At 73.1% G+C, this 4,588-nt stretch carries 4 protein-coding genes and 1 pseudogene; 1 reads left to right on the forward strand and 4 read right to left on the reverse strand.

Annotated elements, in window-relative coordinates:
* Nucleotides 1-23 precede the first annotated feature (23 nt).
* A complete protein-coding gene (locus BFF76_RS29225) occupies nucleotides 24-1,142 on the reverse strand; it encodes a cobalt-precorrin-5B (C(1))-methyltransferase (RefSeq protein ID WP_031097295.1) in 1,119 nt (372 codons plus the stop codon).
* 15 nt (nucleotides 1,143-1,157) lie between these two features.
* On the opposite strand from BFF76_RS29225, the gene BFF76_RS29230 reads away from it, so the two are divergent.
* Complete coding sequence (locus tag BFF76_RS29230) at nucleotides 1,158-1,907, forward strand: cobalt-precorrin-6A reductase (protein ID WP_042836950.1); 750 nt, start codon at nucleotides 1,158-1,160, stop codon at nucleotides 1,905-1,907.
* A gap of 60 nt (nucleotides 1,908-1,967) precedes the next feature.
* On the opposite strand, the gene cobJ is transcribed toward BFF76_RS29230, so the two are convergent.
* From cobJ to BFF76_RS31895, 3 genes and pseudogenes are all read right to left on the reverse strand, one after another.
* Nucleotides 1,968-3,449: a precorrin-3B C(17)-methyltransferase gene (gene cobJ, locus BFF76_RS29235; RefSeq protein WP_031097299.1), complete on the reverse strand. Its 1,482-nt coding sequence runs from the start codon at nucleotides 3,447-3,449 to the stop codon at nucleotides 1,968-1,970.
* Nucleotides 3,450-3,544: 95 nt separating this feature from the next.
* Nucleotides 3,545-4,171, reverse strand: a complete 627-nt coding sequence (locus tag BFF76_RS29240) for a precorrin-8X methylmutase (RefSeq protein ID WP_065849426.1) — start codon at nucleotides 4,169-4,171, stop codon at nucleotides 3,545-3,547.
* Between the two features lie 69 nt (nucleotides 4,172-4,240).
* Nucleotides 4,241-4,588 (reverse strand): annotated as a pseudogene (locus tag BFF76_RS31895) (cobalamin biosynthesis protein CobG); the annotation flags it as partial.

A 4,588-nucleotide genomic window follows, 5' to 3' on the forward strand; every position in this document is an offset into this window, starting at 1 on the left:
CGGGACGGCTGCCGTCCCGCCGTTCACCGCGTCCCGCTGCGCCCCACGACGGCCCCCGCCCGGTCGATGCAGATCACGTCGACCGCCACCGGCGCGCCCCGCAGCACCGACAGCGCCTGGTCCCTGGCCGCCACCGCGACCAGGTCGCCCAGCGGCACCCCGGCCGCCATGCACAGCTGCAGTGCCGCGAGCCCGGTGTTGGCGACCTCGATCTCCGCCGCCAGTGCCTCGCTCGCGCCGCCCTGACGTGCCAGCTGTGCCAGGAACGGCTTGTCGACCTGGGAGCGGCCCGAGTGCAGATCCAGATGCCCGGCGGCCAGCTTGGACAGCTTGGCGAACCCGCCGCAGACGGTCAGCCGTTCCACCGGATGTCTGCGTACGTACTTCAGAACCGCGCCTGCGAAGTCCCCCATGTCCAGCAGGGCGATCTCCGGCAGCCCGTACTCGGCCACCACCGTCTTCTCCGAGGTCGAGCCGGTGCACCCCGCGACATGCCGGTGCCCGGCTGCCCGGGCCACGTCCACCCCGCGGCGGATCGAGTCGATCCACGCCGAGCAGGAGTAGGGCACCACGATGCCCGTGGTGCCGAGGATCGAAATTCCGCCCAGGATGCCGAGACGAATGTTCCACGTGAAACGTGCGATCTCCTCACCGTCGTCCACCGAGACCGTGATCTCGACATCGCCGGTGCCGCCGTGCTCCGCCGCCACCCGCGCGACATGGTCCCGCATCATCTGACGGGGGACGGGGTTGATCGCGGGCTCGCCGACCTCGAGAGGCAGCCCCGGAAGCGTCACCGTCCCCACGCCGGGCCCCGCTCGGAACACCACTCCGGAACCTGCCGGCAGCAGCCGTACGGTGGACCGCACCAGTGCGCCGTGAGTGACGTCCGGGTCGTCACCGGCGTCCTTGACCACGCCCGCCGTGGCGCGTCCGTCGGCGAGCTCCTCCACCGCGAGCGCGAAGGCGGGGGTCTGGCCCCTGGGGAGGGTGATGGTCACCGGATCGGGGAACTCGCCGGTCAGCAGGGCCGTGTACGCGGCCGTGGTCGCCGCCGTCGCGCATGCCCCGGTCGTCCATCCCGGCCGCAGACCGGTGTGCTTGAGTTGGGCGGTGCGCCCGCCCTGCGCCTCACTGCTCATGGATGGACCGATCCGATGCCCTTGCACCTGCTCGTCCTCGGCGGCACGACGGAGGCCCGCCGGCTGGCGGAGTCCCTGGTGGCCGCGGAGGGGATCCGGGTGACCAGCTCACTCGCCGGACGCGTCGCCCGGCCGAAGCTTCCGCCCGGCGAGGTACGCGTCGGCGGCTTCGGCGGAGCCGAGGGCATGGCCGAGTGGCTCCGCGCACACCATGTGGATGCGGTCATCGACGCCACCCATCCCTTCGCCGGAACGATCAGTTTCAACGCGGCCTCGGCCGCCACCGCTGTCCATGTTCCCCTGCTGGCCCTCCGACGGCCCGGCTGGGTGCCCGTCGAGGGCGACCGGTGGCACCTCACCGACTCCCTCGCGGGCGCGGCCGAGCTGCTGCCGGAGCTGGGATCGCGTGTCTTCCTCACCACGGGACGCATGGGGCTGGCGGCGTTCGCGGCACTGGACTCCCTGTGGTTCCTGATGCGCTCGGTGGACGCTCCGGACGCCCCGCATCCGGCGCGGATGGAGGTCCTGCTGGACCGGGGGCCGTTCACCCTGGAGGGCGAACGGGAGCTGATCCGGCGGCATCGCGTCGACGTCCTCGTCACGAAGGACAGCGGAGGCGACGCGACCGCCCCCAAGCTCACCGCCGCCCGCGAGGCCGGGATCCCCGTCGTGGTGGTAGGACGGCCGCCGGTCCCTCCGGGCGTGCCGGTGGCCGGCACGCCGGAGGAGGCCCTCGCACTGCTGCGGGGCCTCCTGGGTCCGTGATCCACCGGTCCCGCGGCACCGGCGGACGCCTGTCGCCGGCGTTGTCCGAAACCGGCGTCGTCAGTCCTCCGGGTAGCGGCGCGGCGTCCAGACGATCTGCTGTCCGTCGCCCCGCTTCACCCACCGGGTCTGTGAGGACCCGACGATGAGGATCGTCCGCATGTCCACCTCGGCCGGGTCCAGATCGGCCAGCCGCACCGTCCGCACGCTCTCCGCCGGGCCTCCGACATCGCGGCCGAGCACCACGGGGGTATCCGGGGAGCGGTGCTCCAGCAGCAGGTCACGGGCCTTGCCGACCTGCCATGTGCGGCTGCGGGAACCGGGGTTGTACAGCGCCATCACCAGGTCGGCGGTGGCCGCCGCGCGCAGCCGCCCGGCGATGACCTCCCACGGCTTGAGGCGGTCGGAGAGCGAGATGGTGGCGTAGTCGTGGCCCAGCGGGGCGCCGGCCCTGGCGGCGGCTGCGTTGGCCGCGGTCACACCGGGCAGCACCCGCACCGCGATGTCCGTGAAGGAGTCCTGCGAGGCCACTTCCAGCACCGCCGTGGCCATCGCGAAGACCCCGGGGTCGCCCCCGGACACCACTGCCACCCGGCGTCCGCGGCGGGCGAGGTCGAGGGCGAACTCGGCTCGCTCCGACTCGACCTTGTTGTCGGAGCCGTGGCGCTGCTGGCCCGGTCGTACCGGCACTCTGTCCAGATACGTCGTGTAGCCGACCAGGTCATCGGCGGCGGCCAGTGCCCCGCGTGTCTCGGGCGTCAGCCACAGTGGTCCGGCCGGACCGGTGCCGACCACGACGACCTCCCCGGAGCCCACTGCCGGTGAAGGCCGGGGCGCGTCGATCCGGCTGGGCAGCACGGCGACCGCGAAGTACGGCACCGAGTCGGCGTCCGTGTCCGCCAGGTCCCCGATGCGCTCCCCGGCCATCGTGGCCCGCTCGACGTACCGCGCCTCGGCCAGCCGCCCGGACGCCTCGAACGCGCGGCGCACGGCGGGGAACGTCCGGCCCAGCTTCATCACCACGGCGGAGTCCGTGGCCGCCAGACGCGCGGTCAGTTCTTCCTCCGGCAGGGTGCCCGGCAGGATCGTCAGCACCTCCTCGGCCTCGACGAGCGGGGTTCCGAGACGGGCGGCGGCGGCACTGACCGAGGTGACGCCGGGGATGACCTCGGTGTCGTAACGGTCCGCCAGCCGCTTGTGCATGTGCTGGTACGAGCCGTAGAAGAGCGGGTCGCCCTCGGCCAGCACGGCGACGGTGCGCCCGGCGTCGAGGTGCACCGCGAGGCGGGCGGCCGCCTCGGCGTAGAACTCGTCCAGCGCGCCCCGGTATCCGCCCGGATGGTCCGTCGTCTCCGTCGTGACGGGGTAGACCAGTGCCTCCTCGATGTGGTCGGCGCGGATGTACTGCGCCGCGATCGAGCGGGCGATGGAGCGGCCGTGGCGGGCGGAGTGGTAGGCGACGACATCGGCTTCGCCGATGATCTGCACGGCACGCACGGTCATCAGGGCGGGATCGCCAGGGCCGAGCCCTACGCCGTACAGCCTTCCCGTGCCGCCGGTGCTTCCCGTGCCGCCGGTGCTTCCCGTGCCGCCGGTGCCGGCCGTGCCGCCGGTCGCCCGGTGCTGCTCGTTCACGGTCACTCCTCCTCGCTGGCGATCGCGTTCAGGGCTGCGGCAGCGATGGCGCTGCCACCGCGCCTGCCCCGTACGACGAGGTGCTCCAGCCCGGACGGATGGGCGGCCAGGGCCTCCTTGGACTCGGCGGCCCCGATGAAACCGACGGGCACGCCGATGACGGCGGCGGGGCGCGGGGCGCCCTCCTCGATCATCTCCAGCAGCCGGAAGAGAGCGGTCGGTGCGTTGCCGACGGCGACGACAGCGCCCTCCATCCGGTCCCGCCACAGCTCCAGGGCGGCGGCGCTGCGGGTCGTGCCCAGCTTCGCGGCCAGCCCGGGTACGGCCGGGTCGGACAGGGTGCAGATCACCTCGTTGTCCGCGGGCAGCCGCTTGCGGGTGACACCGCTGGCGACCATGGCCACGTCGCACAGGATCGGCGCGCCTGAGCGCAGGGCCGTCCGGGCATCGGCCACCGCGTTCGGCGAGAAGGCGAGATCGCGTACGAGGTCGACCATGCCGCAGGCGTGGATCATGCGGACGGCGACCTGGCTCACGTCGGCGGGCAGCCCGGCCAGATCCGTCTCCGCGCGGATGGTGGCGAAGGACTGGCGGTAGATCGCCGGTCCGTCCTTCTCGTACTGGTGCACAGTGCTTTCGCTTTCTTTCTTCAGGCGTGCTGCGGGAGCTGGCTTCGAGCTTGCTGCGGGTACTGGTGGTCAGTCGGTACGGGAGGCAGAGCCACGCGCCGCCGCCACTGCGGCGGCGAGCACGACCGGGTCGTCCTGGACGGTCGCCACCGCGCCGGCCAGGTCACCCCGCACATGGGAGATCCGGTGTCCGCCGGGGGTGGCGACGACGTCGATCCACTCCCCGTGCGGATGGCCGCAGCGGCGTTCGCAGCCGGACCAGTACACAGGGAGCCGTCCGGACGGTCCGACGGCGGCCCCTGCTTCCGCCCGGACGTCGGCCAGCGACTTCGCACAGCCCGGCCGTCCGATACAGGCCCCCACACCGGCCCACGGGGAGCCGGTCCGGTGATCAGGCCGGCTCCCCGTGGGCCGGTG

The sequence above is a fragment of the Streptomyces mutomycini genome, from assembly GCF_001700505.1.
GTDB lineage: Bacteria > Actinomycetota > Actinomycetes > Streptomycetales > Streptomycetaceae > Streptomyces > Streptomyces mutomycini.

Excerpts from the sequence above, each read along its gene's own strand:
- BFF76_RS29225 (WP_031097295.1), bottom strand. The coding sequence starts at position 1,142 with ATGAGCAGTGAGGCGCAGGGCGGGCGCACCGCCCAACTCAAGCACACC.
- BFF76_RS29230 (WP_042836950.1), top strand. The coding sequence starts at position 1,158 with ATGCCCTTGCACCTGCTCGTCCTCGGCGGCACGACGGAGGCCCGCCGG.